General features: G+C 63.3%; 25 protein-coding genes. 17 read left to right on the top strand and 8 right to left on the bottom strand.

The genetic code is table 11. The features are described 5' to 3' along the window. Window position 1: 1 nt before the first annotated feature. Genes ACR0LD_RS15685 through ACR0LD_RS15675 form a run of 3 tightly spaced genes read left to right on the top strand, consistent with a single transcriptional unit; the run spans window position 2 to window position 2,437 of the window. Window positions 2-487 (top strand): ATP-dependent zinc protease family protein, encoded by a 486-nt coding sequence (locus ACR0LD_RS15685; protein WP_480637837.1) that lies wholly within the window; start codon window positions 2-4, stop codon window positions 485-487. Next, complete coding sequence (gene rimK, locus ACR0LD_RS15680) at window positions 484-1,389, top strand: 30S ribosomal protein S6--L-glutamate ligase (protein WP_093963715.1); 906 nt, start codon at window positions 484-486, stop codon at window positions 1,387-1,389. The genes ACR0LD_RS15685 and rimK overlap by 4 nt, the downstream gene beginning before the upstream one ends. Before the next feature lie 4 nt (window positions 1,390-1,393). Then, window positions 1,394-2,437 carry a succinylglutamate desuccinylase/aspartoacylase family protein gene (locus ACR0LD_RS15675; RefSeq protein ID WP_170343207.1) on the top strand — a complete coding sequence of 348 codons (1,044 nt, stop codon included), beginning with the start codon at window positions 1,394-1,396 and terminating at the stop codon, window positions 2,435-2,437. Window positions 2,438-2,502: 65 nt separating this feature from the next. On the opposite strand, the gene ACR0LD_RS15670 is transcribed toward ACR0LD_RS15675, so the two are convergent. The 3 genes from ACR0LD_RS15670 to ACR0LD_RS15660 are packed head-to-tail and all read right to left on the bottom strand — an operon-like array spanning window position 2,503 to window position 5,530. After that, on the bottom strand, window positions 2,503-3,648 hold the full coding sequence (locus tag ACR0LD_RS15670; protein ID WP_170367481.1) for an ABC transporter permease: 1,146 nt from the start codon (window positions 3,646-3,648) through the stop codon (window positions 2,503-2,505). Continuing rightward, window positions 3,645-4,571 (bottom strand): ABC transporter ATP-binding protein, encoded by a 927-nt coding sequence (locus ACR0LD_RS15665; protein ID WP_170367482.1) that lies wholly within the window; start codon window positions 4,569-4,571, stop codon window positions 3,645-3,647. Before ACR0LD_RS15665 ends, ACR0LD_RS15670 begins: the two co-directional genes overlap by 4 nt. Next, the gene (locus ACR0LD_RS15660; protein WP_254432983.1) at window positions 4,568-5,530 is read right to left on the bottom strand and encodes an HlyD family secretion protein; all 963 of its coding nucleotides are present in this window, start codon (window positions 5,528-5,530) and stop codon (window positions 4,568-4,570) included. The genes ACR0LD_RS15665 and ACR0LD_RS15660 overlap by 4 nt, the downstream gene beginning before the upstream one ends. Window positions 5,531-5,830: 300 nt before the next feature. On the opposite strand from ACR0LD_RS15660, the gene iolG reads away from it, so the two are divergent. From iolG to ACR0LD_RS15610, 10 genes are all read left to right on the top strand, one after another. Beyond that, a complete protein-coding gene (gene iolG, locus ACR0LD_RS15655; protein ID WP_480637834.1) occupies window positions 5,831-6,844 on the top strand; it encodes an inositol 2-dehydrogenase in 1,014 nt (337 codons plus the stop codon). Between the two features lie 122 nt (window positions 6,845-6,966). Then, window positions 6,967-7,887, top strand: coding sequence for a sugar ABC transporter substrate-binding protein (locus ACR0LD_RS15650; RefSeq protein ID WP_480637832.1), 921 nt, complete (start codon window positions 6,967-6,969; stop codon window positions 7,885-7,887). A 62-nt stretch (window positions 7,888-7,949) separates the two neighbouring features. Then, entirely contained in the window at window positions 7,950-9,056 is a 1,107-nt protein-coding gene (locus ACR0LD_RS15645) for an ABC transporter permease (RefSeq protein WP_170343202.1), read from the top strand. Window position 9,057: 1 nt separating this feature from the next. Then, the gene (locus ACR0LD_RS15640; protein WP_093963708.1) at window positions 9,058-9,879 is read left to right on the top strand and encodes an ATP-binding cassette domain-containing protein; all 822 of its coding nucleotides are present in this window, start codon (window positions 9,058-9,060) and stop codon (window positions 9,877-9,879) included. Between the two features lie 158 nt (window positions 9,880-10,037). Then, window positions 10,038-11,870 carry a 3D-(3,5/4)-trihydroxycyclohexane-1,2-dione acylhydrolase (decyclizing) gene (gene iolD, locus ACR0LD_RS15635; RefSeq protein WP_480637829.1) on the top strand — a complete coding sequence of 611 codons (1,833 nt, stop codon included), beginning with the start codon at window positions 10,038-10,040 and terminating at the stop codon, window positions 11,868-11,870. After that, window positions 11,867-12,766, top strand: coding sequence for a myo-inosose-2 dehydratase (iolE, locus tag ACR0LD_RS15630; RefSeq protein ID WP_170445137.1), 900 nt, complete (start codon window positions 11,867-11,869; stop codon window positions 12,764-12,766). Before iolD ends, iolE begins: the two co-directional genes overlap by 4 nt. A 42-nt stretch (window positions 12,767-12,808) precedes the next feature. After that, a complete protein-coding gene (locus ACR0LD_RS15625; RefSeq protein ID WP_480637827.1) occupies window positions 12,809-13,990 on the top strand; it encodes a phytanoyl-CoA dioxygenase family protein in 1,182 nt (393 codons plus the stop codon). Window positions 13,991-14,033: 43 nt separating this feature from the next. Beyond that, entirely contained in the window at window positions 14,034-14,840 is an 807-nt protein-coding gene (gene iolB / locus ACR0LD_RS15620) for a 5-deoxy-glucuronate isomerase (RefSeq protein WP_170456723.1), read from the top strand. Then, a complete protein-coding gene (locus ACR0LD_RS15615; protein WP_170510267.1) occupies window positions 14,837-15,595 on the top strand; it encodes an SDR family NAD(P)-dependent oxidoreductase in 759 nt (252 codons plus the stop codon). The genes iolB and ACR0LD_RS15615 overlap by 4 nt, the downstream gene beginning before the upstream one ends. Before the next feature lie 90 nt (window positions 15,596-15,685). Beyond that, window positions 15,686-16,102 carry a VOC family protein gene (locus ACR0LD_RS15610; RefSeq protein WP_480637824.1) on the top strand — a complete coding sequence of 139 codons (417 nt, stop codon included), beginning with the start codon at window positions 15,686-15,688 and terminating at the stop codon, window positions 16,100-16,102. A gap of 42 nt (window positions 16,103-16,144) precedes the next feature. On the opposite strand, the gene ACR0LD_RS15605 is transcribed toward ACR0LD_RS15610, so the two are convergent. Genes ACR0LD_RS15605 through ACR0LD_RS15595 form a run of 3 tightly spaced genes read right to left on the bottom strand, consistent with a single transcriptional unit; the run spans window position 16,145 to window position 18,831 of the window. Next, window positions 16,145-16,984 (bottom strand): class II fructose-bisphosphate aldolase, encoded by an 840-nt coding sequence (locus ACR0LD_RS15605; protein WP_480637822.1) that lies wholly within the window; start codon window positions 16,982-16,984, stop codon window positions 16,145-16,147. Continuing rightward, window positions 16,981-17,817 carry a 5-deoxy-glucuronate isomerase gene (locus tag ACR0LD_RS15600; RefSeq protein WP_170456715.1) on the bottom strand — a complete coding sequence of 279 codons (837 nt, stop codon included), beginning with the start codon at window positions 17,815-17,817 and terminating at the stop codon, window positions 16,981-16,983. Before ACR0LD_RS15600 ends, ACR0LD_RS15605 begins: the two co-directional genes overlap by 4 nt. Before the next feature lie 9 nt (window positions 17,818-17,826). Further along, entirely contained in the window at window positions 17,827-18,831 is a 1,005-nt protein-coding gene (locus ACR0LD_RS15595) for a PfkB family carbohydrate kinase (RefSeq protein ID WP_170367492.1), read from the bottom strand. A 96-nt stretch (window positions 18,832-18,927) separates the two neighbouring features. On the opposite strand from ACR0LD_RS15595, the gene ACR0LD_RS15590 reads away from it, so the two are divergent. Beyond that, window positions 18,928-20,031 carry a Gfo/Idh/MocA family protein gene (locus tag ACR0LD_RS15590; protein ID WP_170367493.1) on the top strand — a complete coding sequence of 368 codons (1,104 nt, stop codon included), beginning with the start codon at window positions 18,928-18,930 and terminating at the stop codon, window positions 20,029-20,031. A gap of 43 nt (window positions 20,032-20,074) precedes the next feature. Continuing rightward, the gene (locus tag ACR0LD_RS15585; RefSeq protein WP_170367494.1) at window positions 20,075-21,208 is read left to right on the top strand and encodes a Gfo/Idh/MocA family protein; all 1,134 of its coding nucleotides are present in this window, start codon (window positions 20,075-20,077) and stop codon (window positions 21,206-21,208) included. Here ACR0LD_RS15585 and ACR0LD_RS15580 read toward each other — a convergent pair whose 3' ends face one another. After that, the gene (locus tag ACR0LD_RS15580; RefSeq protein WP_260063892.1) at window positions 21,209-22,207 is read right to left on the bottom strand and encodes a LacI family DNA-binding transcriptional regulator; all 999 of its coding nucleotides are present in this window, start codon (window positions 22,205-22,207) and stop codon (window positions 21,209-21,211) included. 245 nt (window positions 22,208-22,452) lie between these two features. Here ACR0LD_RS15580 and ACR0LD_RS15575 point away from each other — a divergent pair, with 245 nt between their 5' ends. After that, a complete protein-coding gene (locus ACR0LD_RS15575; protein WP_480637818.1) occupies window positions 22,453-23,559 on the top strand; it encodes a saccharopine dehydrogenase family protein in 1,107 nt (368 codons plus the stop codon). 17 nt (window positions 23,560-23,576) lie between these two features. Continuing rightward, window positions 23,577-25,076, top strand: coding sequence for an L-piperidine-6-carboxylate dehydrogenase (gene amaB, locus ACR0LD_RS15570; protein ID WP_480637858.1), 1,500 nt, complete (start codon window positions 23,577-23,579; stop codon window positions 25,074-25,076). Window positions 25,077-25,120: 44 nt separating this feature from the next. On the opposite strand, the gene ACR0LD_RS15565 is transcribed toward amaB, so the two are convergent. Continuing rightward, a complete protein-coding gene (locus ACR0LD_RS15565; RefSeq protein ID WP_170359820.1) occupies window positions 25,121-26,698 on the bottom strand; it encodes a DUF5928 domain-containing protein in 1,578 nt (525 codons plus the stop codon). Window positions 26,699-26,777 lie beyond the last annotated feature (79 nt).

Raw genomic sequence — 26,777 nt, 5'->3', positions numbered from 1 at the left:
CATGGCAAACGTTTCGGACAAGGGTCAGCCGCAGATGCCGAAGGTCATTGGTTGGATGGAATACATCGACCTTCCCGACCTGCCATTGAACGACATCAAGGCCAAGATCGACACTGGCGCCCGCACGTCAGCGCTGCATGCAACCGACATTCGGCGGTTTCAACGGGACGGACATCACTGGGTGTCCTTCCTGACGGAGGTGCCGGGCGGAGAAGGCATGGTCCGTATCGAGGCTCCGATCAAGGAAAGGCGCAACATCAAGAACACCAGCGGAATTCCTGAAAACAGGATCGTCATCCGAACCACCATCCGGTTGGGCGACGAAACCTGGCCGCTGGATCTGTCTCTGACCGATCGCACGAACATGACCTTTCGGATGATCGTGGGTCGGGCGGCGCTGAAGAACCACGCGATCGCCGTTCACACCAAGCGCGCGCATCTGTTGCGCGGCAAACCAAAACACCAAGACAAAGGGGATTTGTCATGAAGATTGCCATGCTGGCGCGCAATGCCAACCTGTACACGCACCGCCGCCTCAAGGAAGCGGCCGAGGAGCGTGGGCATCAGCTCGACATCATCGACACCCTGCGGTGCTACATGAACATCGCAACCCGTCGCCCCGAGATCTATTACAACGGCGAAAAGCTGACGGGGTATGACGCGGTGATTCCGCGGATCGGTGCCTCGGTCACCTTCTACGGAACCGCAGTGTTACGTCAGTTCGAAATGATGGGTGTCTACCCGTTGAACGAAAGCGTCGCCATCGGCCGGTCGCGCGACAAGCTGCGGTCGATGCAGTTGCTGGCCCGCGACGGTGTCGGCCTGCCCGTCACAACCTTTGCTCACGACCCCAAACAGACCGACGAGGTGCTGAGACTGGCCGGTGGCGCTCCCATCGTCATCAAGCTGCTGGAAGGGACGCAAGGCATCGGTGTCGTTCTGGCCGATACGGACCGGTCCGCCAAATCGGTTGTCGAGGCGTTCCGCGGTGCGGGTGTGAACATCCTGCTGCAGGAGTTCATCAAGGAAGCCGGAGGAACCGACATTCGGGCCATCGTGGTGGGCGGAAAGGTTGTCGCTGCGATGAAACGCACCGGCGCCGAGGGCGACTTCCGCTCGAACCTGCATCGCGGCGGTTCGGCCAAGGTGGTCAAGCTGACACCGGAAGAGCGTGCAACGGCCGTTCGCGCGGCCAAGTCGATGGGCCTGAATGCCTGCGGCGTCGACATGCTGCGCGCCAACCACGGCGCTGTGGTGATGGAGGTCAATTCCTCGCCGGGCCTGGAGGGTGTGGAAAAAGCCACGGGGCTGGATATTGCCGGAAAGATGATCGAGTTCCTGGAAAAGAACGCAAAAGCCGGGGCCACCAAGACCAAGGGCAAAGGGTAACGGCATGGCAAAGCGGCAGCCATTCACGATCGGCCAGGCCACTGTGGCGCCGGGATCGCGGCTTACCGTGGATCTGCCGGTCAGCGTTCTGTCGGACCATACCCCGGTGACCATGTCAGCGCATGTGGTGCACGGCCGACAGGACGGGCCCACCGTTTTTGTCAGCGGTGGGGTGCATGGTGATGAGGTGATCGGCGTCGAGATCATTCGCCGCCTGTTGCGTGCGCCCAACCTGGCGACCTTGAAAGGCACGCTGATCGCGGTGCCGATCGTGAATGCGTTCGGCTTCATCAACCATTCGCGCTATCTGCCCGACCGTCGCGACCTGAACCGGGTGTTTCCCGGCAGCGAGAACGGGTCGCTGGCCTCGCGGCTGGCGCATCTGTTCATGACAGAAATCGTCGCCCGCTCGGATCTGGGGATCGATCTGCATTCGGCGGCGATCCATCGCACGAACTATCCGCAGATCCGGATCTCGCCCGACAACCCTCGGACCAAGGAACTGGCCAGCGTTTTCGGAGCACCGATCGTCATCCAGTCGCCCCTGCGCGATGGATCATTGCGCGGCGCGGCGAAGGCGCAGGGGAAAGATATTCTGTTGTACGAAGCGGGCGAGGGGCTTCGCCTGGATGAACTGTCGATCCGCGCGGGCCTTGCTGGCATTCTGCGGGTGCTGAGGCACATGGGGATGGTTCCCGCCAAGCGGATTTCCAAGCCCAAAGCGGCACCGCAGTTCTGTTCGTCCAGCAAGTGGTTGCGCGCCCCGATGGGGGGGATCCTCCGGATCTACAAAGCGGACGGTGAACTGGTTCGCAAAGGTGATCTGCTGGGTGCCGTATCGGACCCGTTCGGCGAAGCCAGCGAGGACATCATCGCTCCGTTCGACGGCCTGATCGTCGGGCGCGCGGTCATGCCTGTGGTGAATGAGGGCGATGCCGTGTTTCACCTGGGGCGGGTCGGGTCCGTGGAAAAGGCCGAAGACTCGATGGAAGATATCAACGCGCAGCTGGAAGATGATCCCATGTTCGACGAGGACGAGATCATCTGAACGGTCCGACACGGATAAGAGACTGGCAATCCAGACACTTGGGGCGGCCTTGGCCGCCCTTCTTTTTATCCCAGGCGTTTCTTGAACCTGAGCGTCGCAGCCAGCATCCCAAGGACGGCAAACCCGATCATCCACAGGATGTCGCCGCGCAGAGCGTAAAGCGTTGCATCCCGCAGAACCACGCCGCGGATCATGTCCATGAAATGGGTGGCCGGCAGCACTTGGGCGATCACCTGAACCGGTTTGGGCATCCCGTCGAACGGGAACATGAACCCCGACATCAGGATCGAGGGCAGCAGAACGAAAATCGTCATCTGCATGGACTGCAGCTGGTTCTGAGCCAGCGTCGAGATCACAAGGCCAAGCGACAGGCTGGCGATGATGAACAGAAGCGTTACCACCAGCAGCGGGATCATTCCTCCGTTAATGGGGACGTCGAACAGGAAATGTCCCAGCCCGAGGATGATCGCGACCTGCAGCAAGCCCAGGAAGATGTAGGGAATGATCTTGCCGATCATCAGCTCGATGGATTTGACCGGGGTGTTGATCAGCATCTCCATGTTCCCCCGCTCGCGCTCTCGGACGATGGCGGCCGAGGTGAACAGGATCATGGTCATGGTCAGGATGACGCCCACAAGGCCGGGAACGATGTTCACCGCCGATCGTTGCTCGGGATTGAAATACAGCGTGACCTCGAAGGTCGGGACCTGACGGTTTGGCGGCTGTCGCAGCAATTCGGTCAGTGGCATGCTGCGCAGGGATTTGATAGCGCTGGCCACCATGGTGTCCGACCCGTCCACGATCCAATGAGCCACGGGGCGGCTGGATGTCTGGTTGGTGGCGTTGGGCAGGCCCAGTCCGATGGACGGGCTTCGGGCAAGCCGGTCATCGACGTCGGGCGGAATGATGAACGCGGCGCGCACGGTGGATTCGGTGATCGCCTGCTCCGCTTCTTCCGGGGTCGCGAAGACCTCGGTGATGGTCACGACCTGCGTAGCCTGAACGATCTGAGCTAAGGTCCGGGACAGCGACGAGTCGGCCTGATCCACGATCCCGACCGGTATATGGCGGATGTTTGTGTTGATTGCGTATCCGAACAACAGCAGCTGGATCAGCGGGATCATGACGACCATGGCAAAGGTCATCCGGTCACGCCGCAGTTGCAGCAGCTCTTTCTTGAGAACGGCGGTGATGCGGCGGAGCGATTTCATTGGGCGGGCCCCTTCGTCGCGCTGACGAACACGTCTTCGAGATTGGGGCGCTGCACGGACATCGCCAGGTTGGGAAAGTCGGACAGGCGCGACGTGATCATCGCCATCGGATCGTTTTCCGACTTGTCCACCAGTACGCGCAATCGGGCACCCACCTGCGCCGTCGACAGCACCTTGGGCGTGTCGTCCAGTAGGTGTTTGACCTGCCGCAGACCCTCGCCTTCGGCCTCGATCACGGTGGCGTTCAGGTCTTCCATCAGTTGCCGGGGCGATCCATCCGCCTTTTTCACCCCATGCTCGAGGATGGCCAGCTTGTGACACCGTTCCGCCTCGTCCATGAAATGCGTGGACACGATCATCGTCGCGCCCTGATCGACCAGGTCGAACAGCTGTTCCCAGAAAGACCGGCGGGTTTCGGGGTCGACGGCCGATGTCGGCTCGTCCAGAAACAACAGCTTGGGGCCGTGCAGCACCGTCGCGGCCAGCGCCAGTTTCTGCCGCTGCCCGCCGCTCATGCTGCCGCTCAGTTGATTGGCGTTTTCGGTCAGGTCGTAGGTTGTCAGCAACTCGTCGATCCGGTCGGCGGATTTGCGGCGCGGCATTCCATAGATCTCGGCGGCAAAGCGCAGGTTCTCCAGCACCGTCATGTCGCGGTAATACGAGAAGATCTGCGTCATGTAGCCGATTTCATTCTTCAGCGGCTCGGCGTATTGCGGCATTGGTCGGCCCAGCACCGAGACGGATCCGCTGCTGGGCGTCAGCAGTCCGGTCAGCATTCGCATCGTCGTTGTCTTGCCGCAGCCGTTCGGGCCCAGAAACCCATAGATCTGACCCTGGCGTATCTCCAGGTCCAGGTTGCTGACGGCTGTCTTTTCCTTGAATCGGCGCGTCAGACCCTGGGTCGAGACCACCAGATCACTCATGGCATCTTCACCTGAACGGGAACGCCCGCAGGCAGATCTCGGGCGGTTTCCGGCAGGTCGATTTCTGCCAGATAGACCAACCGCGTCCGATCATCCTTGTTCAACCCGTAGTAGGGGGTGAAGGACGGGTCGTCGCTGACCCATCGCACGGTGCCCGTCAGAGGTTGGTCCAGCCCGTCGACCCGAACCTCGAGAGAGTCTCCGGGAGCGATGTCCACCCGGCTGGGTTCGGGGACATAGACGCGGGCGAAAGGGGCCGCGCCGGACACCAGCACCGCGACCGGGCTGCCCTGAGCGACCCGTTCCCCCAGGTTCCAGGGAAGGGAATCCAGGATGCCGTCCCGTGTCGCAACAACCGTCAGGTCATCCAGAACGGTCTGCTCGGCGGCAACCGCCGCTTCGGCCGCCCGCACATTGGCCCGGGCAACCGACAGATCTTCGGGGCGGGTTCCGTTTTCCAGTTCTTTCAGGGATTCCCGAGCGCTTTCCAGTGCCGCCCGAGCGGAATCGCGTGCGGCAATATCCTGGTCCAGGCGCGCCTGGCTTACGACCGAGTTGACGACCAGCTGGGAATTCCTCTGATACACGGCCTCTGCGTCCAGCAGACGCGCCTCGGCACCGGCGACGTTGGCGCGCGCGATCGCAATCTCTTCCTCGCGCGGGCCGACTTCCAGTTTCAGTAGCGTGGCCTGCGATTTTTCCAGTTCCGCCTGCGCGAGGTTCAGCTTCGCGGTCTGCAGATCCGTGTCGAACCTGACCAGCACGTCGCCGACCTTGACCGGAGACCCTTCTGCAACAGGCAGTTCCACGATGATCTCATTGGCCGTTGCCGTCAGTGCGACCCGGTCCCGCGCCAGAACTCCCAGCGCGGTGCCGGTGTTCTGGCCCGAACATCGGTCCAGCAACGCAGCAGGGAGAATGGCCATGACCAGCAGCGGAATCGGCAGGGACACATTCATCAAATCATCGTCTCCTTGGTCGGGGCGGTTTGGTATCGGTGTCAATTTCTGCCCCGACTCAAAGGTTTAACAGACGATTGAAAAATCACAAAAGCAGAACCAAACGGGCCAATACCAAGCCATCCAAGGATGCCCAGGCTGCAAATTCAAGAGATTGACCCCGCCCACGACCGGCTGAGTTCTGTCCTGACCGCGGTGCAATGGCGGGCAAGAGCGCGGGCACATACAGGGCGCAAATAATCCTTGCAACCGGTTGCAAAAAAGAACATGCTCCCGCCAGAAATATACCCAGAGGTCACAATGCTCAGAATCGGATTGCTTGGAGCAGGGCGCATCGGAACCGTCCACGCGCAAGCCATTTCGGACCACCCGGACAGCACGCTTGTTGCGGTTTCGGACGCAATGGAAGACGCCGCCGCACGTCTGGCGCAAGCGCATGGTGCCGTGGCGCGCACGTCGGAAGACATCATCGCCGACCCGGATATCGACGCGGTGCTGATCGCCACGCCGACGGATACGCATTCGGACCTCATCGAGGCGGCGACCGCCGCGGGCAAGGCCGTTCTGTGCGAAAAGCCGGTCGATCTGGACCTGAACCGCGCCCTCGCCTGCCAGCAAGCCGTGGCAGGTACCGGTCAACCGGTCATGATCGGGTTCAATCGGCGTTTCGATCCGGGCTTTGGCGCATTGAAATCCGCCGTTCAGTCCGGCGAGATCGGAAGCCCCGAATTGCTGTCGATCACTTCTTTTGATCCGGCGCCGCCCCCGATTTCCTATGTCAAAGTATCGGGCGGATTATTTCGGGACATGACGATACATGATTTCGACCTCGCCAATTTCATCATGGGTGACTTACCGGTCACTGTTTCGGCCGTTGGCACATCGACCGTGGACCCCGCCATCGCCGAGGCGGGGGATGTGGACACAGCCGTCGTCACCATGACCTACAAGGACGGTCGGATCGCCGTCATCAAGAATTCTCGCCGGGCCGTATACGGCTATGATCAACGGGTCGAGGTCTTGGGGTCCGGCGGGCTGCTGCAGGCGCGCAACGTGCTCGAGAACAACCTGGTGAAATCCACGTCCGACGGCGTGATCAGTGCCAAGCCGACCTACTTCTTTCTCGAACGCTACATGCCTGCCTATCGGGCGGAATGGGATGCGTTCGTGACTGCGGTCAAGACCGGATCCGCCGTGCCGGTGACGTTGGAAGACGGCGTCGCAGCGCTGGCCCTGGCCGAAGCTGCGACCCGATCGGCCAAGACGGGTATTCCGGTAAAGCTGGAGGAAATTTTGAAACCGGTTGCAAAATGACGTGAAGTATTGAAACTGAAACGGCCCCGATGCGTATCGGTGCGACAGAGATTCGGCCTTGCCGGATGAATGGGTCCAGGACCCGGACAAGACAAAAATCTGTCCTAGTGGGAGGAAACGTAATGAACAAATTTTTCAAAGGTGCTTTGGCCGCCGGCGCGCTGGCGCTGGTCACTCCGGCCTTTGCGCAGGACATCGTCGTGGTATCGCACGGCCAGGCGAATGACGCGTTCTGGAACGTGGTCAAGAACGGGGTCGAGCAGGCCGGCACGGATATGGGCGTGAACGTCGAGTACCGTGCGCCCGAAACCTTCGACATGGTTGCCATGTCGCAGCTGATCGACGCTGCCGTGAACCAGGAGCCCGACGGGCTGATCGTCTCGATCCCGGACGCCGACGCGCTTGGCCCCTCGATCGAACGCGCGGTCGCCGCAGGCATCCCGGTGATCTCGATGAACTCGGGCTCGGACGTGTCCAAGAAACTGGGCGCGGCGCTGCATGTCGGCCAGGATGAGTTCGACGCCGGCAAGGCCGCCGGTGAGAAGCTGGCCGAAATGGGCGGCAAGAACGCGATCTGCGTGAACCACGAGGTCGGAAACGTCGCGCTGGACCTGCGCTGCGCGGGCTTTGCCGAAGGCTTTGGCGGCAACGTGACTGTTCTGCCCACGTCGAACGACCCGTCCGAGATCGAGTCGAAAGTGTCGGCGGCTCTGGCTTCTGATGAAGGCGTCGATACCGTGATGGCGCTGGGCGCAAGCTCGGCCGGTGAGCCCACAGTGGCCGCCGTCAAAGGGTCGGGGCGCGACGTGAACGTGGCCTCGTTCGACCTGTCGGCCAACTTCCTGCAGTCGATCGTCGATGGTGACGCGGCCTTTGCCGTGGACCAGCAGCAGTATCTGCAGGGTTACCTGCCGGTCGTGTTCATGGCGCTGAACGCCAAGTACGGCCTGATGCCGGGCGGCAACGTGCCCTCGGGTCCGAACCTGATCACCGCCGACAAGGCCGGTCAGGTGGTCGAGCTGTCCGCTCAGGGTATCCGCTGATACCGGCGGGCTGAAAATCGGGGCGGCGTCAGGGCGCCGCCCCTGCCAAACGGGAGGAAACCATGACCGAGTCTGCACAAGCGGCGATGGACGAACGGATCAAGAAGGAACCGTTCCTGACCAAGCTGATGAAGCGGCCCGAACTGGGGGCCATCGCAGGGGCGATCCTTGTCTTCATCTTCTTCGCCATCACGGCCGATGAATCGATGTTCACGCTTGCCGGCATCATGAACTTCATGACCCCGGCCGCCCAACTGGGTATTCTGGCCATCGGCGCGGCGCTGCTGATGATCGGGGGCGAGTTTGACCTGTCGATCGGCTCCATGGTGGCCTTTGCCGGCCTGTTCTTCGGGGTCTGCGTGGTGACCTGGCAGCTGCCCTTGGTGGCCGCGATCCCGATGACTTTTGTTTTTGCCGCCTTTGTCGGGGCAATCAACGGCACCATCGTCATCCGCTCGGGCCTGCCATCCTTCATCGTGACGCTGGCGTTTCTGTTCATTCTGCGCGGCCTGTCCCTGGTGGGGCTGAAGGCGGCCACCGGCGGGTCGACCCAGCTGCGCGGCGTGCGCGATCAGGTCGAAAATGACTGGCTCGCGCCGTTCTTTTCCGGCGAAGCCTTTGCCAGCCTGTTCACCTGGCTGGCCGAAAAGGGCCTGATCGACACGTTCAAAAGCGGCGCGCCCAAAGTGCCGGGTGTCCCGGTTGAAATCCTGTGGTTCGTGGCCTTCGCCATTGCCGCCACCTATGTTCTGCTGCGCACCCCGGCCGGCAACTGGATCTTCGCCTCGGGCGGCGACCGGGTTGCGGCGTCGAACTCGGGCGTACCGGTGAACCGGGTCAAGATTTCACTGTTCATGCTGACTGCCTGTTGTGCCGCGCTGGTGGCGATCATCACCGTGATCGACGCAGGCTCGACCGACGCGCGGCGAGGCTTCCAGAAGGAATTCGAGGCGATCATCGCCGCGGTGATCGGTGGCTGTTTGCTGACCGGAGGGTATGGATCGGCCATCGGGGCGTTCTTCGGGGCGATCATCTTCGGCATGGTGGTCATCGGCCTGACCTATACCGATTTCGATCAGGACTGGTTCCAGGTGTTCCTGGGGGCGATGCTGCTGATCGCCGTTCTGTTCAACAACGCGATCCGCAAACGCGTAACCGGGGAGCGCTGACATGACCGAAGATACCAAGTTCCACCACGGCGACGCGGTCAAGGACGTGGCCCCGGTCGTCGAAATGAAAGAGATCGAGAAGCATTTCGGCAACATCATCGCGTTGGCGGGCGTCAGTTTCGACGTCAAGCCGGGTGAATGCCACTGCCTGCTGGGTGACAACGGGGCGGGCAAATCGACCTTCATCAAGACGATGTCCGGGGTGCACAAACCCACCAAGGGCGAGATCTATTTCGAAGGCCAGCCGATGTCCTTCGACACGCCCCGCGACGCGATGGAGGCGGGCATCGCCACCGTGTTCCAGGACCTGGCGATGATCCCGCTGATGAGTGTCACGCGCAATTTCTTCATGGGGCGCGAGCCGACCAAGGGGAAAGGCCTGTTGAAACGGTTCGACATCGAGCACGCCAACGAGGTCTGCATGGAAGAGATGCGCAAGATGGGCATCAACCTGCGCGGCCCCGATCAGGCGGTGGGCACCCTGTCGGGGGGCGAACGTCAGACCGTGGCGATTGCCCGTGCGGTCTATTTCGGCGCCAAGATCCTGATTCTGGACGAACCGACCTCGGCGTTGGGCGTGCGGCAGACATCGAACGTGCTGGCCACCATCGACAAGGTGCGCCACCAGGGCATCGGCGTGGTCTTCATCAGCCACAATGTCCGGCACGCGTTGGCCGTGGGCGACCGGTTCACGGTTCTGAACCGCGGCAAGACGCTGGGCACCGCCCGGCGCGGCGAGATCTCGCCCGAAGAGCTGCAGGACATGATGGCCGGCGGGCAGGAGATGGCCGAGCTGGAAGGGTCGCTGGGCGGTACCGTCTGAAGGTTTCTCCCCGGTGTCCCGTATCGTGCGGGGCACCAATATCACCAGGGTCCGGCAGGCCGGGCCACCCGGTCTGGGTGGTGGGCGTGTCGGATCCTTTCACGACAGAATGATTGCAACGGATTGCCCATAGCGGCCTCGTTCTGAAAGGGATCATGATGAGCAAGACAATCCGACTGACCGCGGCGCAGGCCTTGGTGCGCTACCTTGGCGCGCAGATGAACGAGAACGGCGAGCCCTTCATCGCCGGTGTCTGGGCGATTTTCGGCCATGGCAACGTGGCCGGTCTGGGCGAGGCGCTGCACGGTGTGCGCGACAGCCTGCCCACCTATCGCGGTCACAATGAACAGACCATGGCCCATTGCGCGATCGCCTATGCCAAGCAGATGCGGCGCAGCCGGGCCATGGCGGTGACCTCGTCGATCGGGCCGGGGGCGACCAACATGGTGACGGCCGCCGCGCTGGCCCATGTGAACCGCCTGCCGGTGCTGCTGTTGCCCGGCGATGTGTTCGCCAGCCGTGGCCCCGACCCGGTGCTGCAACAGACCGAGGATTTCACGGATGGCACCGTCAGCGCCAATGACTGTTTCCGCCCGGTCAGCCGCTATTTCGACCGGATCACCCGGCCCGAACATCTGCTGACCGCTCTGCCGCGCGCCTTCCGCACCATGACCGACCCGGCCGATTGCGGGCCGGTGACCCTGGGCTTTTGCCAGGACGTGCAGGCCGAGGCCTATGACTATCCGCTCAGCTTCTTCGAGCCGTGCATCTGGCACCAACGTCGCATCCGCCCCGACGCAGGCGAGCTGGCCCGCGCGGCCGAGGCCATCCGGTCGGCCAAACGCCCGATCATCGTGGCCGGCGGCGGTGTCCATTATTCCGGCGCGACCGACGCGCTGCAGGCCTTTGCCGAGACCCACAACACTCCTGTTGCCGAGACGCAAGCCGGCAAATCGGCCCTGGCCTGGGATCACCCGCTGAACCTGGGCCCGGTCGGCGTGACCGGGGGCGAACCCGCCAACACCGTGTGCGCCGAGGCAGATCTGATCCTGGGCATCGGCACGCGGTTTCAGGATTTCACCACCGGGTCTTGGGGGCTGTTTTCCAACCCCGAGCGCAAGATGGTCTGCCTGAACACCGCCGCCTATGACGCCACGAAACACGGCGCGATGCCGCTGCTGGCCGATGCGCGGGTCGGGATCGAGGAATTGGGCGCAGCCCTGCAGGGCTATCGCACCGACCCGGTTTCCGACACGCTCAAGGCCGAGTGGTTTGCCAAGGTCGATGCGCTGACCCATGCGCCGGGTGACGCCAACGCGCTGCCCACCGACATGCAGGTGGTGGGTGCGGTACAGCGCGCGGCACATGACGACACGGTGGTGATGTGCGCCGCCGGCACCATGCCGGGCGAGCTGCACAAGCTGTGGAAGGCGCCGCGTCCGGGGGCCTATCACATGGAATACGGCTTCAGCTGTATGGGCTACGAGATCGCCGGCGCCATGGGCATCAAGATGGCCCAGCCCGATCGCGACGTGATCTGTTTCACCGGGGACGGCACCTACATGATGGCCAACTCGGAAATGGCGACGGCGGCGATGATGGGCGTGTCCTTCACCGTGGTGATCACCGACAACCGGGGCTTTGGCTGCATCAACCGGCTGCAGATGGGCACCGGCGGGGCCGAGTTCAACAACCTGCTGGACCATGCGGTGCACGAGACGCCCTCGGCCATCGACTTTGCGGCCCATGCGGCGGCGATGGGGGCGACCTCGGTCAAGGTCGGCTCGATCGCCGAGCTGGAAGAGGCGCTGGCCAAACGCGGCGAAGTCAAAGGCCCCTATGTGATCGTCATCGACACCGACCCGTACCCCTCGACCGAATATGGCGGCACGTGGTGGGAAGTGGCGGTGCCCGAGGTCAGCACCCGCCCTGCAGTGAAAGAAAAACGTGCGGCCTACGAGGCTGCCATCAAGGAAAGAAACACCAAATGAGCGTGAAGATCGGCATCTCTCCGATTGCGTGGCAAAATGACGACCTGCCCGACCTGACGGCGGCGTTCACGATGGAACAGGCCCTGAAAGAGGCGCGTCAGATCGGCTATACCGGGGTTGAGCGCGGGCAGCGCATGCCCGCCGATACCGCAGGCCTGCGCGCCTATCTGGAAGGCAACGACATTGCACTGTGCGGCGGCTGGTGTTCGGGCAATTCGCTGATCAACGATTTCGCTGCCGAACGCGACGCGGTGCGCGCGCAGGTCGAACAGTTCGTGGCGCTGAACAGCCCCTGCATCGTCTATGCCGAATGCTCGAACACGGTTCAGGGCCAGATCGGCACCCCGGTCAATGACCGCCCGCAGCTGTCGAAAGACGAGATCAAGGCCTACGGCGCCAAGATCACCGAACTGGCCAAGTGGATGGCCGATCAGGGGATGCCGATGGCCTATCACCACCACATGGGCACGATCATAGAAAGCGAAGATGACGTGAACTGGTTGATGGAGGGGTCGGGGCCGGAAGTGAAGCTGTGCTTTGACACCGGGCATCTGCTGTTCGGCGGCGGTGATGTACTGGCTACGCTGAACCGCTGGGGTGATCGGGTGCATCACGTGCATTTCAAGGACATCCGCCCCGGCATCGTGCGCGACACCCGCGGCAACCGGCGCAGTTTCCTGGATGCAGTGATCGCGGGGGCCTTCACCGTGCCCGGCGATGGCTGCATCGACTTTCAGGAGGTCGCCCATGCGTTGAAAGCCCTGGATTACGAAGGCTGGATCGTGGTCGAGGCCGAACAGGACCCGGCCAAGGCCCCGCCCTATGAATACTCGAAGATGGGTTATGACCACATCGTCGAGGTCTGCGGTCAGGCCGGATTGACGATCACGGCCTGATCTTTCGCCCCCCGGGGCGCCGCCATGGGAAAGGAGCGTTTCATGGTCCGCCAGCAAACTGGGTTCGTCGGCTATTTCGGTCGTGAGTCCTGTGACCTCGACGAATTCAAGGTGCTGACATCGCAGAGCCTTCTGCCCGAGCAGGTGCCCCACGCCGCCGCGGTGGAAAAGAACGTGCCGGTCTATGACATGCACGCGCTGCGGCCCGCCCTGGAAACGCGCGAAACCCGGCGTGCCCTGCTGGCGGAATGGGGCTGGGTTTTGGGCCGATCTGCCGGGGTGATCGCGCTGAAAGGGGCCTATGCCGAGACCTCGGTCATCGACCGGGCGACCGAGGTGTTTCGCCGGATCATCGAAGATGAGCTTCAGGCCGGGGGCGGCGAAGGTGATCACTTTGCGGCTTCGGGCGCGAATGATCGGGTGTGGAACGCGCTGCAAAAGCAATGCCTGCGCGACCCCGAGGGTTTTGCGCTCTATTTCGGCAACACGGCGATTGCCGCCGCCAGCGAGGCCTGGCTGGGCCCCGATTACCAGATGACCGCGCAGATCAACCAGGTGCGGCCGGGCGGCAAGGCGCAGCAGGCGCATCGAGACTATCACCTGGGGTTCCAGACCGCCGACAAGGCGGCCCAGTTCCCGGCGCATGCCCATATGGTCACCGCCGCGCTGACCCTGCAGGGCGCGGTTGCCCATTGCGACATGCCCATCGAGAGCGGCCCGACCAAGCTGTTGCCGTTCTCGCAGCTGTATGGGCCCGGCTATGTCGCCTTTCACGACGACGCGCATCGGGCGTATTTCGAACGGGCCTGCATCCAGCTGCCGCTGGCCAAGGGCGATGCGGTGTTCTTCAACCCGGCGCTGTTCCATGCAGCCGGCGAAAACAGCAGCGCCGACATCCACCGGATGGCCAACCTGCTGCAGGTGTCGTCAGCCTTCGGGCGGGCGATGGAGGCGGTGGACCGCAGGGCGATGTGTCTGGCCGTATTCCCGGCACTGATGGCGTTGAGCCAGCGCGGCGATCTGGATGATGCCCGCATAGGCGCCGCGATCGCGGCCACGGCCGAAGGCTATCCCTTTCCGACCAATCTGGATACCGATCCGCCGGTGGGCGGAAACGCTCCGCCCAGCCAGGCCGATATCCTGCGCCGGGCGGTGTCGGAAAGCTGGACGCAGGCGCAGCTGGAGCAGGCACTGGACGCGCGGCAGGCGCGGCAGACGGCATGACGGAACCCGGGCGGCCGGTGCTGCCCCAACACAGGTGAAACCGATGGCAGAACTGCTGAGAAAACCGTTCGGAACCCATGGCAAGGTTCATGACATCACGCCGGCCAGCGCCGGCTGGCGCTATGTGGGCTTTGGCCTTTATCACCTGCGGGCCGGCGACCGCGCCGCCGAGGTCACCGGCGACCGCGAGGTCATTCTGGTGATGGTCGAGGGCAAGGCCCGGATCACCGGCGCCGGGCAGGATTGGGGCGTGTTGGGCGACCGGATGAACGTGTTCGAAAAATCCCCGCCCCATTGCCTGTACCTGCCCAACGGCACCGAGTGGGAGGCCACGGCCGAAACCGATTGCGTGATCGCCGTGTGCTCGGCCCCGGGCAAGGGCGGCCATGCCCCGCGCCGGATCGGGCCCGAGGGCATCACCCTGACCGAGCGCGGCAAGGGAACGAACACGCGCCACATCAACAACATCGCGATGGAGGCCGAGGATTACGCCGACAGCCTGCTGGTGACCGAGGTCTTCACCCCCCACGGCCATTGGTCATCCTACCCCAGTCACCGGCATGACGAGGATGACTATCCCCGCATCACCTATCTGGAAGAGACCTATTACCACCGCCTGAACCCGGCCAGCGGGTTCGGCATCCAGCGCGTCTATACCGATGACGGTCAGTTGGACGAAACCATGGCCGTGTCCGATGGCGATGTGGTACTGGTGCCGCGCGGGCACCACCCTTGCGGGGCGCCCTACGGGTTCGAGATGTATTATCTGAACGTCATGGCCGGGCCGCTGCGCAAATGGCGTTTCGTTCCGGCGCCCGAAGTGGAATGGATCATGGAGCGCGACAAATGACCAAGGGTTTTGCCATCTATCCCTGCCTGAAAGGGCGCACCGTATTCGTGACCGGCGGGGCCTCGGGCATCGGGCGCGAGATCGTGCGCGGCTTTGCCGAGCAGGGGGCCAAGGTCGGCTTTGTCGACATCAACGCCGAGGGCGGAAACGCGCTGCTGGCCGAACTGGACGGAACCAACGCCTTTGCCGCCTGCGACCTGCGTGACATCGCGGCGCTGCGGTCTGCTTTTGACGAGCTGGCGGGCGCGCTGGGCGCGGCGGATGTACTGGTCAACAACGCCGCGCATGACGACCGGCACGACTGGCGCGAGGTAACGCCAGACTATTGGGACGAGCGCATGGCGACCAACCTCCGCCACATGTTTTTTGCCATCCAGTCCGTGGCGCCCGGCATGATCGAAAAGGGCGCGGGATCGATCATCAATATCGGCTCGAATTCCTGGTGGGAGGCCGGCGCGGGCTTTCCCGCCTATGCCACCGCAAAATCCGCTGTGCACGGCCTGACCCGCACCATGGCGCGGGAACTGGGCGATCATCGGATCCGGGTCAACACGGTCGTGCCCGGCTGGATCATGACCCAGCGCCAGAAAGACCTGTGGGTCACACCCGAGGCGCTGGCCAAACAAATCGACCGCCAATGCCTGCCCGACCCGATCGACCCGGTCTATGTGGCGCGGATGGTGCTGTTTCTGGCCTCGGACGACGCGGCCATGTGCAGTGCCGGGAACTTCATGGTCGAGGGCGGCTCGATCTGACGATCATGGGGTCGTTCCCGTCCGGAATGGATGTGCGTCGATACGCTGGGGCCGGTTGACGGATCGACACCCGGCAAGGAAAGATGCGGGATGATTTCCTATGTCACGGTCGGCGCGGACGACATCGCGCGTGCAAAACGGTTTTACTGCGCCTTTCTGCCGGATCTCGGCTATGCGCTGGAAGAGGGTCCCGAGGGGCTGAGTTTCGCCCTGCCGGTGCCGCCGGGCCAGCAACCGGTTCTGCCGGAATTTTATGTCAAACCGCCTTTCGATGGGGCTGCGGCCTCGGCCGGGAATGGTGCGATGGTCGCCTTCGAGGCGCGAAGTCAGCAGCAGGTGCGCGACCTGTACGCCGCCGCGCTGCGGGCCGGCGGATCGGACGAAGGTCAGCCGGGCTTTCGCGCCATGTACGGGCCACGTTTTTATGTCGGCTATCTGCGGGACCCACAGGGCAACAAGATTGCCCTGTTTTCCAGCAATCCAAACGAACCGGGGCGCGACGATTAGGATCCGCCTGCGCGTGTTGAAGAACGGCACAGGTCCGGACGGTTAGCGCTGCGGCGGTGCACCAAAGGCGCGGATCACGGTGCGGGCGGCAGCAACGACCGGATCATGGGTTTCCTTCAGGATCGTCACCCGATCGAACCGGTCGGGGTCGCGGTTCACGGCCGCGCGCAGGGCGGCGCCGAAGGCCATGCGCAGCTCGGTCCCGATGTTGAACTTGCAGATCGCGGTTTCACGCGCCAGCCGCGCGCGCTGTTCGACGGGCACGCCCGATCCGCCATGGATCACCAGCGGCACGTTGGTCACGGCCTGAACCCGGCGGATGCGGTCCTCGTCCAGCCCGCCTTCCTTGTTCTGCTGAAGGTGGACGTTTCCGACCGAAATCGCCATCGCATCCACGCCGGTCTGGGCGGCGAAGGTGGCGGCCTCGTCCGGGTCGGTCCCGGCCGAGCCTTCGCCGCCGGAATAGCCGACGAAGCCGATTTCGCCCTCGCACGAGACCCCGGCGGCGTGGGCCATTTCGGCAATCCCGGCGGTCTCGTCGATATTCTGCTGCAGGGGCTTGCGCGATCCGTCGAACATCAGCGAGGTGAACCCGCTGTCCAGCGCGATCTTGCACTCCTCGAACGTATAGCCGTGGTCCAGATGCGCCACGACGGGCACCGAGGCGTTTTCGGCCAGATAACGGAACATCTTGCCCAGAACCGGCAGCGGCGTGTGCTCGCGGCAGCTGGGGCCGGCCTGCAGGATCACCGGGGCGTTCTCGGCCTCGGCCGCGGCTACATAGGCGCGCATGTCCTCCCAGCCCAACGTCACGAGGCCGCCGACGGCATAGCCCTGTTCATAGGCGGGTTGCAGGACGTCTTTGAGCGTAACGAGGGTCATTTGAACTTGGCGATCATGTCTTTGATGCCCGGGATCGTTTCGATCTGATAGGCGTGGGTGGGTTGGAAATACTGCACCAGCGACCGCTGGGTCAGTCCGCCGAGGATGGTGAAGTAATACATCTCGTATCCCGGCAGAACGCAGCAGGGGTGATAGCCCTTGTCGATACAGATCGTCGAGCCATCGACGATGTGATAGGCGTCACCCGGTTCGTTGTCCTCGCGCTGCAGCATCTGCAGGCCCGAGCCCCAGTTCGGTTTGAAACGGAAATTGTAGGTCTCGTCATGCCGGGTCTCGTCCGGCAGGCGGTTGGTGTCGTGCTTGTGGCTGGGAAAGCCCGACCAGCCGCCCTGACCCACGGTGAACAGCTCGCTCACCAGCAGGCGGCCGACCTTGTCATGCTGCTTCTGGCCCAGGATATGCTTGATCTTGCGATGGGTCTTGGTGTCGTCGCTGCCATATTGCACCAAGTCATGCTCGCGCACGTCGAACGGGTCCAGCACCTTGTCATACTTTGCGCCGGCCACGAACACCTCGGCCGTATCCGAGACGCAGACCATCTGCGCCCGTGCCCCTGACGGGACATAAGCCCCCTCGGGCTCGCCATCCCAGACATCCTCGCCCCGGTTGCCCAGATGGGCAAAGTGCACGCCCTCGACATCCACATCGACGCTGCCGGTGGCGGGCACGATGCAGGTCTCGTACCCTGGGACCTGGTATTCGAAGGCTTCGCCGCGCTTCAACTTGACGATGTTGAAATAGTTCAGCGGCACGGTCGGATCATCGACATCGACGATGGGTTTGTTCTGGTTGTCGAACGGGGGGATGTGCATCGGGCTCTCCTATCCGGCCGGGGTGGGGCCGGGGTGGGACGCAAGGAAAGCGTCCAGGTCTTCGGTGGTTGGCATGGCGGGCGCGCAGCCTGGTTTGGACACGACGATCGAGGCGCACGCCGAGCCGCGCAACACCGCCTGTTCCAGCGAATGGCCCGCCGCGATCGAGGCCAGCAGCCCGGCCATGAAGCTGTCGCCCGCGCCGTTGGGTTTGACGGCGGTGACCGGGTAGATGCCGGTGTGGATCTCTTGCCCGTCGGTCAGGGTCACGGCGCCCTTTTCGCCCATCTTGTAGATGACGATGCGGCCGGGTTTCTCGGCCAGATCGCAGGCTTTCCGGAAGCCTTTCTCGATCCCACCGGCCATGAAGCCGAATTCTTCGTCATTGCCGACGATCATGTCGCTGGCCTCGCCCGCGCGCGACAGCACGTCGGCGGCGACCTGCGCCGAGGGCCAGCTGTAGGGCCGATAGTCGATGTCGAAGATCACCGGCAGACCGGCCTTGCGCGCATTGTCGAAGGCGCGAAACGTGGCGCTGCGCGACGGTTCGGCGGCAAGCACGGTTCCGGCCGAGATCGCCGCGCTGAAACGACCATAGTCGACCCGGTCCATGTCATCTTCAGTGACCTGAAAATCGACGGCGCCGTTTCGGTAGATGACGTTCTGAAAGTCCTCGATGCAGCTTTCATAGACCGCCAAGGACATGCGGTATTCACCGCCGACGACGCGAATGAAAGAGGTGTCGACACCATAGTGATGCAACTTGTTGAGGCAGAATCGCCCAACCGCGTCATCCGAGACAGAGGTGATCAGCGACGCCTGGCTGCCCAGCTTGACCAGACCCGCGCAGATATTCGCGGACGAACCGCCCAAGTCCGCGCGGAACATGTCGGCATGTTCGCTTTTGACACCGACCGGATCGGCGAACATGTCCATGCCAGCGCGCCCGAAAACGGCAAACCGGTTTCCTTTGATGCCGTCGATCAAGTGACTCAAACTGTACCTCCCAGGCATTTTGATCCCGCCGATCCGATGGACCTTGCATTGGATCGATTCTCACGATACTGATTTTGCAACCGGTTGCAATCAGTATGTTCGGAGCCGCCCAAAATGCGAGAAATCGGAATTGGAATCGTCGGAGGCGGCTATATGGGCAAAGCCCATTCGGTGGCCATGTCCGCCGTGGGCGCCGTGTTCGACACCGCGCTCAGACCGCGGCTCGAGATGATTTGCGCCTCAAGCCTTGACAGTGCCGAACGCTACCGCGCCGCCTACGGGTTCCGCCGTGCCACCGCCGACTGGCAGACCTTGGTCAAAGATCCGGTGGTCGAGGCCGTCGTGATTGCATCGCCCCAGTCCACCCACCGGCAGATCGCCGAGGCGGCACTGGCGCTGGGCAAGCCGGTGCTGTGCGAAAAACCGCTGGGCGCGTCGCTTGAGGACAGCCGTGCCATGGTGGCGGCGGCCGAGGCCTCGGGCACCGTCAACATGGTCGGGTTCAACTATATCCGCACCCCGGCCAGCCAGTTTGCCCGCCAGCTGATCGCCGACGGCGCGATTGGCGACATCACATGGTTCCGCGGTGAACATACCGAGGATTTCTATGCCGACCCCGAGGCCCCGGCGACCTGGCGCACGACCGGCATGGCCAACGGCACCATCGGCGATCTGGCGCCGCACATGGTCAATGGCGCGCTGGCTCTGGTGGGGCCGATCGCGCAGGTCATGGCCGATGTGGAAACCGTTCACCACACCCGCCCGGGCGGTGCAGTGACCAATGACGACCACGCCCAGATGATGTGTCGGTTTGAAAACGGCGTCATGGGGAACCTATATTTCAGCCGTATCGCGACCGGCCGCAAGATGGGTTATGCCTACGAGATTTCAGGCACCAAGGGCGCGATCCGGTTTGACCAGGAGGATCAGAACGCCCTGTGGCTCTATCGCCGCGAAGGCCCCGAGGCCCAGCGCGGTTTCACCAAGATCCTGACCGGTCCGGAGCATCCCGATTATGAGCCCTTTTGCCAGGGTCCCGGCCACGGCACCGGATATCAGGATCAGATCATCATCGAAGCCAAGGATTTTCTGACCGCCATTCATTCCGGCCGGAGCAACTGGCCCACCTTCCGGGACGGGCACGAGGTCAACCGGGTTCTGGCGGCGGCGCTGGCCTCGGCCGACAGTCGCGGTTGGCAGGACGTCAGCACGTTTTAGGCCCGACACGTAATCCAACATTGTTCGCAGAGAGACCAAGACCATGGCAAAGTTGAAATGGGGCATGATCGGGGGCGGAGAAGGCAGCCAGATCGGACCCGCCCACCGTCTGGGCGCACAGGCCGACGGCCTGTTCGAATTCGCCGCCGGCGCGCTGGACCACCGGCCCGAGGCGGGGCGCGCCTATGCGCAGCGGCTGGGTGTGCCCGCCGACCGCGCCTATGGCGACTGGCAGGAAATGCTGGCCGGCGAAAAGGACCGGCCCAACCGGATCGACCTTGTAACCATCGCCACCCCGAACGCCACCCATTTCGAGATCGCCAAGGCGTATCTCGAGGCCGGGTTCAACGTGCTGTGCGAAAAGCCGATGACCATGACCGTGGAAGAGGGCGAAGAGATCGTGCGCGTGGCCCGGGAGTCGGGTAAGATCTGTGCGGTCAACTACTGCTATTCGGCCTATCCGATGGTGCGGCAGGCCCGCGCCATGGTCCGCGCCGGCGAGATCGGCAAGGTGCGCCTGGTCGTCACCAATTTCAGCCACGGCCATCATGGGGACGCCACCGACGCGGACAATCCGCGCGTGCGCTGGCGTTATGATCCGGCCATGGCGGGCGTGTCGGGGCAATTCGCCGATTGCGGCATCCACGCGCTGCACATGGCCAGCTTCATCTGCGATGACGAGGTCGCGACGCTGTCGGCCGACATGGCCTCGACCATTCCCAGCCGCCAGCTGGAAGACGACGCGATGGTCAATTTCCGCATGGAGGGCGGCACCGTGGGCCGGTTGTGGACCTCGTCCGTGGCGATCGGGCGGCAGCACGGGTTCGACATCCAGGTGTTCGGCGAGACCGGCGGGCTGCGCTGGGCGTCCGAACACCCCAACCAGCTGATCTACACCCCGGTCGGTGGACGAACCCAGATCATCGAAAAGGGCGAGGGCGGCCTGCATGAAGACGCGATGCGCCTGTCGCGGGTGGCGATTGCCCATCCCGAGGGCTTTCCGCTGGCTGTAGCCAATATCTATTGCGATCTGGCCGACGCGATCCGGGGCGAGCCGCGCGATGGGCTGCCCGATGCCGCCGATGGCGTCCGCTCGATTGCCGCGGTGCACGCGGCCGTGGCCTCGGCCCGGGCCGAGGGCGCCTGGCAGGACGCGCGCCCGCCGATGTTCCGTTGATCAGGGGCGGGGCCGCAACGTGCCCCGCTCGATCACCCGGCAGGGGAAGATCCGCGCCTCGGGGTAGCGATCGGGCGTTTTCAGCATCTCTTCGACCAGATCGACCGACGCGGTGATGATCTGCTTGATCGGCTGATGGATGGTCGTCAGGTTGATGTATTCCCAGCGCGACATCTCCATGTCGTTCAGGCCGATGATCCCGATGTCGGAACCCGGTTTCAGCCCGTGGTCGGCCAGCGCCGACAGCGCACCGATCGACAGGATGTCGTCGCCGCAGAAATAGGCCTGCGCCGGGTCACCCGCCAGCAGGCGCAGCATCTCGGCCCGGCCGGCCTCGAAGGAGTAGGCCCCGGCGAAAGAATGGCTGACCGGAATCTGCGGGTGGTTTGCCATTTCCTCGGTAAAGCCCCGTTGCCGGTCGCGCGCCGAGGTCGCATCGATCGGCCCGCCCAAGTAGCCCACGCTGGCATAGCCTCGCGCCACCAGCTCGCGCGCGGCCATGCGTCCGCATTCGACATTGTCGATGCCCACCACATGCACCTCGGGCGAGGTCGCCGAGCGCCCGAAGGTGTGCACCACCGGCACGCCAGCATCGTGAAACGCCTTGGCAAAGCTGGGCGGCAAGGTCGACGAGGCGACGATCACCGCATCCACCGAATACTGCCGCAGCATGCGAACGGAATTGGCGGGCTCGGTCTCGTCGGTCAGGTTCACGATCAGGGGACGCAGCCCGCGTTCCTGCAGGGCGCGGGTGAACTGGTCGAAAACCTCAAGAAAGATGGGGTTGTGGAAGTTGTTCGAGATCAGCCCGATCAGCTTGGTCCGCCCCGTGGTCAGCGACGAGGCGAGCGCGTTGGGGCTGTAGCCCAGTTCCTTGGCGGCCTTTTCCACCTTGGCGCGGGTCTTGGCCGAGACCGAGGCGCCCGGCGTGAAGGTGCGCGACACCGCCGACCGCGACACCCCGGCCAAGGCCGCAACTTCCTTCAGCGTAACGCCCACTTGCCTGGTCTCCTTCGTGAGGTCGATCGGGTCTGTTGAATGTCGCATCATTGCAAAAATGGTGCAATCGGTTGCAAGGCATTTCCACCCCTGACGTCAGGTTCCAAGACGCTGCGGCCGTGATCCGACATTATGATTCAATTTTCGTCATTATGTCGAAAAAGCCGCCCGTTTCGTCAACTCGATTGCTGTGCCCGGACGGCGGCGCGGTCATACTGGAACCAGAGCAGAGGAGGAGGCGCGCAATGAGTTGGAACATCTGCGTCGTCGGGGCCGGAAAGATCGGACAGATGATCGCCGCCCTGTTGAAGAAATCGCACAATTATACCGTAACCGTGGCCGACCATGACCTGACGGCCTTGTCGGCGTTGAACAGGCAGGGCATCACCACCCGCCAGATCGACGCGGGCGACGAAGCCGGGCTGGCACAGGGGCTTGCGGGGTTCGATGCGGTGATCTCGGCCGCACCGTTTTTCCTGACGCCTGCCATCGCCAAGGCGGCCAAGGCCGCGGGCGCGCATTATTTCGACCTGACCGAGGATGTCGCGGCCACCAACGCCGTGCGCGATTTGGCCCGCGACAGCGGCACCGCCTTCATGCCGCAATGCGGATTGGCGCCGGGTTTCGTCGGCATAGCGGGAGCCGCACTGGCGGCCGAGTTCGACACGCTGGACAGCCTGCACATGCGGGTGGGTGCGCTGCCGCTCTATCCGACCAATGCGCTGAAATACAATCTGACCTGGTCCACCGATGGGCTGATCAACGAATACTGCAACCCCTGCGACGCCATCGTGAATGGCGAACGGGTCAAGACCGCGCCGCTCGAGGATTACGAGATCATCGGCCATGACGGTGTGGAATACGAATGCTTCAACACTTCGGGCGGCCTGGGCACCTTGCCCGAGACGCTGGCCGGCAAGGCGCGGGCGGTGTCCTATCGCTCGATCCGCTATCCCGGCCATCGCGACATCCTGAAGCTGCTGTTGACCGATCTGGGCCTGGGCCAGCGCCGCGACCTGTTGAAGGACATCTTTGAAACCGCGCTGCCGCGCACCGATCAGGATGTGGTTCTGGTCTATTGCACGGCCAAGGGCATGATCGACGAGGCCCTGCGCGAGAAATCCCTGATCAACAAATCCTTTGCCCGCACCATCGACGGCCAGGTCTGGAGCGCGATCCAGATCACCACCGCCGCCGGCGTTCTGGGCGTGGTCGACCTGATGCGCACCGGCGCGCTGCCCACCCAAGGCTTTGTCCGGCAAGAGCAGGTCGGGCTGGATGACTTCCTGAACACCGAATTCGGCCAGCTGTACCGCGCTGGCGAAGTGACCCCCCAGAACAAGGCGGCCTGAACATGAAAGACGTTGTCATGACTGCAGAACACATACTGGAAAAACTGGGCCTGACGGCGGCCGAGCTGACCGGCGGGTCGCTGGAGGTCCGCTCGCCCATCGACGGGCGCGTGCTGGCGCGGGTGCATGAAACGCCCGTTGCCGACATGGATGCGGTCTTTGCCCGCGCCACGGCGGCCTTCAAGGCCTGGCGCACCGTGCCCGCCCCGCGCCGGGGCGAGCTGATCCGCCTGCTGGGCGAGGAATTGCGCGCTGCCAAGGAAGACCTGGGCGCGCTGGTCAGCTGGGAGGCCGGCAAGATCACCTCGGAAGGTCTGGGCGAAGTGCAGGAGATGATCGACATCTGCGATTTTGCCGTGGGCCTGTCGCGCCAGCTGTATGGCCTGACCATCGCCTCGGAACGCCCCGGCCACCGGATGATGGAGACCTGGCACCCGGCCGGTCCGGTCGGCGTGATCTCGGCCTTCAACTTCCCGGTTGCGGTCTGGTCGTGGAACGCGGCGCTGGCGCTGGTCTGCGGCGACCCGGTGATCTGGAAACTGTCCGAGAAAACGCCCCTGACCGCGATGGCCTGTCAGAAGATCTTTGAAAAGGCCGTGGCCCGGTTCGGCGATGCGCCCGACGGGCTGCTGCAACTGCTGATCGGCGGTGCCGATCTGGGCAAGACGCTTGTGGCCAGCGAGGCGGTGCCGATCATTTCGGCTACCGGCTCGACCCGGATGGGCCGCGCGGTCGCACCGATCGTGGCTCAGCGGTTCGGCAAATGCATCCTGGAACTGGGCGGCAACAACGCCATGATCGTGGGCCCCTCGGCTGATCTGGAAATGGCGGTGCGGGCCATCGTGTTTTCGGCCGTGGGCACCGCGGGTCAGCGCTGCACCACGCTGCGGCGGCTGATCGTGCACAACTCGATCCGCGCCGATCTGGTTGCGCGGCTGAAAAAGGCCTATGCCGGCCTGCCCATCGGTGACCCGCTGGCTGACGGCACGCTGGTCGGGCCGCTGGTGGATGCGGCCTCGGGTCAGGCGATGGAGGCCGCACTGAAGGCGGCAGAGGCCGAGGGCGGCACCGTCTTTGGCGGCAAGCGCGTGATGGACGGCGTGCCCGAGGGCGGTGTCTACATGCAGCCCGCGATCGTCGAAATGCCGGGCCAGACCGAGATCGTAAAGACCGAAACCTTTGCGCCGATCCTCTATGTGATGGGCTATGACGGTTTCGACGAGGCGCTTGAGATGCAGAACGACGTGCCGCAGGGCCTGTCGTCTTGCGTGTTCACGCTGAACATGCGCGAGGCGGAACAGTTCCTGTCGCCCGCCGGGTCCGATTGCGGCATCGCCAACGTGAATATCGGCCCCTCGGGCGCCGAGATCGGTGGCGCGTTCGGCGGTGAGAAGGAAACCGGTGGCGGACGCGAAAGCGGCTCGGATGCCTGGAAGGGCTATATGCGGCGCCAGACGAACACCGTGAACTACTCGGCCGAGTTGCCATTGGCGCAAGGCGTGAAGTTCGACATCTGAAAACCCGGCCCAGCGGCCTAGCGCGGCCGGGCCAACACATGCGTTCAGTCCGTGAACAGGTAATCAAGCTGCATGATCGACTGGGCGGTTTCCTCCGAAACTCCAAGGAACCCCGCGATCGCGGCCACGTTCTCGGCCGGGTCAGCGGTTTCACGCAATCGGAAGAACCTCTCGATCTCGGCACCGCGCAGCTGTTCGTATTCATAGGCCAGATCGCTGCGGATCGTCGGTAACAGGCGTTCGACAGTTGCGGCTGGGCTGTTTTCTCCGGCCAACCCGACCCTGTGGGCGTGGCCGACAAGATACGCGTCCGAATAGGTGCACTCGATTTCAAGAACATGCGTGCGCGCCTTGTCCGAGCAAAAATCCTGTACGATATCCAGACTGGCGGGATCGAGGCAGATCAGCAGCCGGTCGGCGCCGAAGTGATCGTACAGCATCCGGGTGACCGCCCTGCGATGCCGGGATCGTTTGACCAGCGTGGTCTCCAAGCCCCCAAGATCGGGCAGCGGGGCGGTTTCCTCGTTGAACAGGTACTCGATGCAGGGCAGGTTGGTCTCAGAGGCGATCTGGTCGATCAGCCGCTTGGCCACATGCCACTTCTTGCAGACGACCATGTACAGATCGCGATCGGCGCCCAGCGTGTTGGCGGTTTCCCAGAAGCGGGGTGCATACCGGCGTCCCACGCGGCCACGGCCGGTCAGAAATCCGTGCAGATTCCGACCCTCGTTCGAGATCTGGAACGCGACCCCTTCGCTGGCATAGAGCGCACCCAATTTCTGCTTCAGCAACTGCGCCTCGGGGCTGATCTTGCGGGCGAACAGGTAATCTTGGGTCAGCAGCAGGTCGTAGTGATCGTTGTAAAACGTCACCGGCATCCCGTAGTCCGAGAACATCAGGAAAGTCAGCGTACGGTTTTCGATTTCGATTTTCGGGATCAGGTGGCGCACGAGGGTCTGAAAGAACGTCTCGTCCGGAATCCAGGTGGTCGAGAAAAAACGGACCACGTCCCGGCGCTGGCGCAGGAAATCCAGGATCATCTCGATTGTCCGGCGGCGAAGGCACCACCACTGGCTGCCGATCATGATCTGGAGATCCTCCGGGATCTCGCGGGTCAGGCCGAGACGTTTCTGGGCCTCGTAGGCGGCATAGAACAGTTTGCTCTGCGTGCGTTCGTTGAAATAGTGGCGATAGATCAGCCGGTCTTCCTTCATGCCGGTCTTGATCCAGTCGCTTTCGAAAAAGTCGTGGCTTTCGATGAAATCCTTGTCGGTTTCATCCAGAAACCGATGCGCATATTCCGCGGTCTTTATCGCCATGCAGTCGCCCGACAGCATGTAGAAATGGGTCGCTCGCGGGAAGGCCTCGACCGCAGCTTGCACCGCGTTCAGTGTTGCCTGCACCAGCGACCATTCCCCCCAGCCACATTTGATCCGCCTGGCCGCGAAGGTCACATTGGGATTGCTTTTCAGGGCCGTCTGGATCCGGTCAAAGTCTCCTGCGGATGCGCTGGCGTCGAAATGGATGGCCATGCAGTCCCCTGCGGCCGTCAGCCGTTCGGCCTGTGCGATAATCGCGTCAGGGTCTTTGTGACACAGCAGAATGTAGGCGATCTTGGCCATTGGCGTTGCATGAAGTCCGTTACTGCCCGGTTCCAACCGTGATACTGAGGATGAGCGATTGAATAAACAGAATATTTTT

The organism is Ruegeria sp. BF8, from assembly GCF_056538625.1.
This window is presented reverse-complemented; position numbering and strand designations above follow the sequence as displayed.

Bases quoted from the DNA above. Each gene is read 5' to 3' on its own strand.
- ACR0LD_RS15685 (WP_480637837.1), top strand. From the start codon at position 2: ATGGCAAACGTTTCGGACAAGGGTCAGCCGCAGATGCCGAAGGTCATT.
- rimK (WP_093963715.1), top strand. From the start codon at position 484: ATGAAGATTGCCATGCTGGCGCGCAATGCCAACCTGTACACGCACCGC.
- ACR0LD_RS15675 (WP_170343207.1), top strand. From the start codon at position 1,394: ATGGCAAAGCGGCAGCCATTCACGATCGGCCAGGCCACTGTGGCGCCG.
- ACR0LD_RS15670 (WP_170367481.1), bottom strand. From the start codon at position 3,648: ATGAAATCGCTCCGCCGCATCACCGCCGTTCTCAAGAAAGAGCTGCTG.
- ACR0LD_RS15665 (WP_170367482.1), bottom strand. From the start codon at position 4,571: ATGAGTGATCTGGTGGTCTCGACCCAGGGTCTGACGCGCCGATTCAAG.
- ACR0LD_RS15660 (WP_254432983.1), bottom strand. From the start codon at position 5,530: ATGAATGTGTCCCTGCCGATTCCGCTGCTGGTCATGGCCATTCTCCCT.
- iolG (WP_480637834.1), top strand. From the start codon at position 5,831: ATGCTCAGAATCGGATTGCTTGGAGCAGGGCGCATCGGAACCGTCCAC.
- ACR0LD_RS15650 (WP_480637832.1), top strand. From the start codon at position 6,967: ATGAACAAATTTTTCAAAGGTGCTTTGGCCGCCGGCGCGCTGGCGCTG.
- ACR0LD_RS15645 (WP_170343202.1), top strand. From the start codon at position 7,950: ATGACCGAGTCTGCACAAGCGGCGATGGACGAACGGATCAAGAAGGAA.
- ACR0LD_RS15640 (WP_093963708.1), top strand. From the start codon at position 9,058: ATGACCGAAGATACCAAGTTCCACCACGGCGACGCGGTCAAGGACGTG.
- iolD (WP_480637829.1), top strand. From the start codon at position 10,038: ATGAGCAAGACAATCCGACTGACCGCGGCGCAGGCCTTGGTGCGCTAC.
- iolE (WP_170445137.1), top strand. From the start codon at position 11,867: ATGAGCGTGAAGATCGGCATCTCTCCGATTGCGTGGCAAAATGACGAC.
- ACR0LD_RS15625 (WP_480637827.1), top strand. From the start codon at position 12,809: ATGGTCCGCCAGCAAACTGGGTTCGTCGGCTATTTCGGTCGTGAGTCC.
- iolB (WP_170456723.1), top strand. From the start codon at position 14,034: ATGGCAGAACTGCTGAGAAAACCGTTCGGAACCCATGGCAAGGTTCAT.
- ACR0LD_RS15615 (WP_170510267.1), top strand. From the start codon at position 14,837: ATGACCAAGGGTTTTGCCATCTATCCCTGCCTGAAAGGGCGCACCGTA.
- ACR0LD_RS15610 (WP_480637824.1), top strand. From the start codon at position 15,686: ATGATTTCCTATGTCACGGTCGGCGCGGACGACATCGCGCGTGCAAAA.
- ACR0LD_RS15605 (WP_480637822.1), bottom strand. From the start codon at position 16,984: ATGACCCTCGTTACGCTCAAAGACGTCCTGCAACCCGCCTATGAACAG.
- ACR0LD_RS15600 (WP_170456715.1), bottom strand. From the start codon at position 17,817: ATGCACATCCCCCCGTTCGACAACCAGAACAAACCCATCGTCGATGTC.
- ACR0LD_RS15595 (WP_170367492.1), bottom strand. From the start codon at position 18,831: ATGCCTGGGAGGTACAGTTTGAGTCACTTGATCGACGGCATCAAAGGA.
- ACR0LD_RS15590 (WP_170367493.1), top strand. From the start codon at position 18,928: ATGCGAGAAATCGGAATTGGAATCGTCGGAGGCGGCTATATGGGCAAA.
- ACR0LD_RS15585 (WP_170367494.1), top strand. From the start codon at position 20,075: ATGGCAAAGTTGAAATGGGGCATGATCGGGGGCGGAGAAGGCAGCCAG.
- ACR0LD_RS15575 (WP_480637818.1), top strand. From the start codon at position 22,453: ATGAGTTGGAACATCTGCGTCGTCGGGGCCGGAAAGATCGGACAGATG.
- amaB (WP_480637858.1), top strand. From the start codon at position 23,577: ATGACTGCAGAACACATACTGGAAAAACTGGGCCTGACGGCGGCCGAG.
- ACR0LD_RS15565 (WP_170359820.1), bottom strand. From the start codon at position 26,698: ATGGCCAAGATCGCCTACATTCTGCTGTGTCACAAAGACCCTGACGCG.